The 5,256-nt window shown below is 42.0% G+C and carries 3 protein-coding genes; all 3 read left to right on the top strand.

Going from position 1 to position 5,256, the window contains the following annotated elements; translation table 11 throughout:
• The coding region (locus tag Q7J54_00060) for a hypothetical protein (protein ID MDO8739951.1) at nucleotides 1–1,116 on the top strand (1,116 nt) is incomplete at its 5' end.
• Between the two features lie 25 nt (nucleotides 1,117–1,141).
• The gene (locus Q7J54_00055; protein ID MDO8739950.1) at nucleotides 1,142–4,345 is read left to right on the top strand and encodes a LamG-like jellyroll fold domain-containing protein; all 3,204 of its coding nucleotides are present in this window, start codon (nucleotides 1,142–1,144) and stop codon (nucleotides 4,343–4,345) included.
• 9 nt (nucleotides 4,346–4,354) lie between these two features.
• Nucleotides 4,355–5,256, top strand: a 902-nt coding sequence (locus Q7J54_00050) for a hypothetical protein (GenBank protein MDO8739949.1), incomplete at its 3' end; no start/stop codon positions are given.

Below are 5,256 nucleotides of genomic sequence, written 5' to 3'. Positions count from 1 at the left end.
AGAGGAAGACTTCAGATAGGAGATTTATCTTCTACATTGGGATTACCTACTTATCCTGGCGATATAATACTTGATAAAGACCCAGGCGGTTCTAATGGCATAGGAGGAATAGAATTTAGATCTTCTGTTAGCGCAGGCGGTGCCGGCTGGAAAATAACGGCAACAGGCAATTATTTAGGACATAAATTACTTTTTGCGCCGAGGTCAGCAGGAGCCACTTGGGAAACAGAGGTTCTTACTTTAACACAAAACGGCAACGTCGGCATCGGAACAACGAGCCCTGGAGTGAAGTTAGAAGTGTCGGGGCCGGGCGTAACTGGTTCGCCATGGCTTTCAGAGAGTATTCGATGGTACGCATCATCTCATCCCTCAATTTACGGAAGTTTGTGGGTTGATATGTCTGGCACGCAAAGTGGTATAGCCATTGGATCCATGGGTACTAAAAATATTTTTATGATGTCAGACGGCAATGTCGGCATCGGAACAACAAGCCCAAGCACACTATTGACTGTTAAACAGTCGGCTACAGACACCTCATTTACTGGAACAAGTGATACTGGCATTCGTATCAGGCTCGCTTCGGATGCTAATGGCCTTGCTGTTTTAGGATTTGCAAGAGCAGATACAGAGGACATGGCAAGAATCGCAGCTGAGAGAACATCTAGTGGCTCTTATCTCCGTTTTGGGACTTCAAACGCTTATACAAGTGGAGTTACAAATACTGCTATGACAATAGATTATAACGGCAACGTCGGCATCGGAACAACGAGCCCGGCATATAAATTAGATGTAAATGGGCCAGCAAGGATATTAGGCAGCCTTTATATGGACAACAATTATGTAGTTGGAGTTAATCAGCTTATTTTTACATCGCCTACTGTTAATGAATGGCGTCTTGCAACGTATAATGATGATAAATTATATATTGTTAGAGAAGCTTCAAAATTTGTCACAGTAGACACTTCAGGCAATGTCGGCATCGGGACAACAACACCTGGAGAAAAACTTGAAGTTGCAGGAAATGTGAAAATTACAGGGTTAGTAGGATCGGGAAATGCTTACGCGTGTGTTGACAACAGTGGAAAATTATACAGAAGCGCATCAGCCTGCTCGTAAATAACTTAATGCTATATGCAACAATATGAATAAAAACCGAAGATTAAAAAGCCAGCTGTATTACATAGCTTTAGTTATATTGTTCGCCTTGATATTCGGATACACTGCAATAAACATATTTGATTTTGGATCAACAGGACGGGCGTTTATAACAACCTGTTCAGATACAAATACTATTCTGAAGGTAGCAAACCCGACTGGCGGCGGCCATGCAGGTACATGGGATGGTTCTAGTTATACCCAAGAATTATGCGATGTCAGGTCATCTGGCCAAACCTGCAAAAATGGCAATGTTTTTGCCAGATTATCAGGAACAACAAATGCGCATGTAGAGAAAAAAGGGGTTATCACCAATAATTACTTTAATGTCTGCTTTGGCGACTTGACATGCAGCTATGCCTCAACCTGCCCGTCTGTCCCAGAATGCCTTGCTTCAATATCCGGCGATACAAATGCGCATATAGGAGACTGCAATGTTTACTCGCAAAATGTTTGCTGCAAAGTAAGCGAATGTGTAAAGCAAAACAAGGCTTGTTGTGAATCTGCCCGGGGCCAGGGAACCCGTTACTCAACCCTGGATTCAAGCTGCTACACAGGAGAGCAATGCTGGGATTCATGCATAACAGTGCCATCAGTAATCTGCCCAAATGGTATATGCTTAAACTGTAGCTTTGATAACACAGCAATATGCACAGATGGCGAAACACCAGCAGCAAACACAGGAACAGCATTTGCAGATGGAAAAATAGCTCAGGGAATCCTAATTGACAGCACTGATGTTTTAAACTATGCTGCCCTGAACAACTTCAACAATGAAGAAGGAACAATAGCATTCTGGTTCAAAACAAATTGGAATGCAAATGATCCAATAGCAAGTTTCGTTTGGTTCTTTGACACAAATATTGTTTCAACTGCAGCAGGCCAATACAGGTGGAGCTTGTCTAAAATCGGCTCAGATTTAGTGTTCAATGTTGAAGGCGGCACTAAAAATGGCCTTCCAGTGCAGCTTTCTGCACCTACAAGCATATCAGACTGGAAAGCCAATGAGCTGCATTACATAACTGCTGCATGGGACAATAACACAGGAATTGATCTTTATATAGACGGCGCATTAAAGAAAAGCAATGCCACAAAATGGGATGTTAACAGCGGCCTAAACACCTATGGCTATAACCTATACCTCGGAATAGATTATCTGTCCAGATACCAGGTTAATGGTATAATAGATGAATTGAAAGTATATAATTATGCCAGGACAAAAGAGCAGATATGTCAGGACAGCGGCAAATATTGGAATGGCATCAACTGCTCTGTTCCAAACAGCCCGCCGTCAATCTCAGCAATACAAGACCAAGAAGGCTATGAAAACACACCATGGATATTGAATTTAACATCTTATGTAAGCGATATCAACAATGACCCGTTGACAATAACAACAAATTCAACTTATATAAGGGTAAACGGCAAGATTCTGACACTCAACTATAGCCTGCCAATTAATGAATCTGTAAAGATTACAGTTTCAGATGGCTTATTGAGCAGTTCGACAAATGTAAATGTCAAAATAACTGCTGTAAATGATCCGCCAATATTAGCGCCAATAGGCTCTTTGACAGCAATCATAAGGCAGCCATTTAATAAGACAATAACTGCAGTAGATGAAGAGAACAATCCTTTAACATTCTCAGCGAATACAGCATTATTCAGCATATCAAATGGCACAATCAGCTTTACGCCAACAGCAGCTCAAAATGGAACTTATTCAATTAACTTTTCAGTTTCAGACGGCCAGCTGACAGATTATGAAATCGTGTCATTTTCAATAGTTGAAACAAACAGGCCGCCTGTAATATCTAATTTCACTCCGATAAATACAACAATAAACACGACAAAAGGAACAATGCTGTTCTTTAACTTCAGCGCCTATGATCCTGACGGCACAACTCCGAGCCAGAAATGGCTGAAAGACGACACTGCAACGCTTTCAACTGAATCTTCATTGCTGTATAATGCCACATCGGGTATGCATACAATAAAGCTGGTAATAACAGACGGCATTGCAGAAATTTCTCAGGCATGGAATATAAGCGCTTCTTACATCAACAATCCCCCAATACTTATAATGCCTGTTCCTGACCAGACCATAACAGGAAATAAAACAAATGTGATGAATCTGAATAATTACTTCACAGACCCGGATGACGATACGCTTACATTTTCAGCGACAACAAACGCAAATGTAAATGTCATCATTGTTAACGGTGTAGTCAGCTTCTACTCAACCACAACTACGACAACAACAGAAAGGGTGATATTCACAGCATCTGACAACATAGAGGCTGTTCCGTCAAATGAGATTTCTATAAACATTATTGCAGTTGCTCCCTCGCCAAAATGCGGGAATAATGCCCTTGATGCCGGAGAAGAATGCGATGGAACAAAAAATCAGGCATGCAAAGGGCTTAATTGTAAATCCGACTGCACTTGCACAAAAGCAGTTGTGCCATCATGCACTCCAAACTGGCAATGTGATATATGGTTAACATGCATATCAGGGAGGCAGACAAGAACATGCAGGGATGCAAACAGCTGCAACAACATGGCGGGCAAGCCTTCTGAGCAGCAGTCATGCACTGTTGCACCGCCTCAAATAGAGCAGCCAACTAAAATTAAAAAGCCGTGGTGGCAGGGATGGATGCTTTATGCAATACTTGCTGTGATTGTATTAGGAGGTGCAGCTGGAGGCGGTTTTGTTGTCTATAAGCAGCAAGGGATGAAGAAAAAGATGGCTACTGAAAGGCAAAGATTATTGCAGCAGGAGATGATGAGGGCTGAAACTCAAAGGGAGGCTGAATTAAGAAGATATATTGCAGATACTCTGAATAAAGGCTTCACACAGGAACAAATCAAAAAAAGGCTGATAGAAACAGGGTGGAGTCCTGCAGTTGTTGACAGAAGCATAATGGCGGCATCGCCGAAAAAACAAATGCAGTCATTGCTGAAACTAAGGCCATTCGAGCAGGTAATGCAGCAGAAACAGGAAGGGAGGAATGAAATGTTTACACAGTTTGAGGAGAAAAAAGAAGCTGAAGAGATAAAGCCTTTGCCATTGAAGGAAAAAGAAATTGAAAAATCAAAAGAGAATGAAGAAACATTCGAAAAACTAGGCAGGCTGACAAAAGAGTCCAGTCCTTTTGAAAGATTAACAAAATTGAAGATGAAGAAATAATAGGTCAGAATGAAACTTGAAATGAATATTGCAAAAAAACACCTTTATTATTTGGCTGCCTTTGTTGTTTTTGTTTTCATAATCGGAATTGCAATGGCGCAGACCGCTGTCAACAATCCAGGGCATCCTGCAGAACAGATCGATGAAGGGACTATTGCGAATACGCTGACTGTTTCTGGGGGGAATGTTGGGATCGGAACAACGAATCCGGATGCATCACTCGTTGTCTCTGGTGATTCTGTTATTGGCCTCTACCAAACAACAGGGACTAATCAAAGAAGGTATCAGCTTTTTTCTACCTCTAGTGGAAACGGCGATGCTGGCGGCGGTAAGTTTGCTATCAGAGATGCAGGTGTAGCTGGCTCTGCGGGGTATAGGTTTGTTATAAATGAAAATGGCAACGTCGGCATCGGCACAACTAGTCCGATTGGATTACTGGATTTAAGCGGTCAAACTTCTTCAGATATTGTTTTTTCTGATAAACAATGGTGGGGCGGTGTTTCGAATCCGAGAGGAAGAATTTATAGCGCCATCGATAGTGATCAGTGGGCAGGCAGTAGATTAACTTTGCAAAGTGTCGTTGGCAGCGGGAGCAGTTATAGTTTTATTGATACTATGTCGTTAAAGAACGGCAACGTCGGCATTGGAACAGCGAATCCGAGAGGAAAACTTCAAATAGGGGATATGTCTGGTACATTGGGATTGTCAACTTATCCCGGAGATATAATACTTGATAAAGACCCAGGCGGTTCTAATGGCATAGGAGGAATAGAATTTAGATCTTCTGTTAGCGCAGGCGGTGCCGGCTGGAAAATAACAGCAACAGGCAATTATTTGGGCCATAAATTACTTTTTGCTCCGAGGTCAGCAGGAGCCACTTGGGAAACAGAGGTTCTTACTTTAACACAAAA

This window comes from Candidatus Woesearchaeota archaeon, assembly GCA_030651135.1.
Classification (GTDB): Archaea; Nanobdellota; Nanobdellia; order Woesearchaeales; family JACPBO01; genus JACPBO01.
The sequence above is the reverse complement of the archived record's forward strand: the minus strand, read 5'-3'. Positions and strand labels throughout refer to the sequence as shown.

Excerpts from the sequence above, each read along its gene's own strand:
- Q7J54_00055 (MDO8739950.1), top strand. The coding sequence starts at position 1,142 with ATGAATAAAAACCGAAGATTAAAAAGCCAGCTGTATTACATAGCTTTA.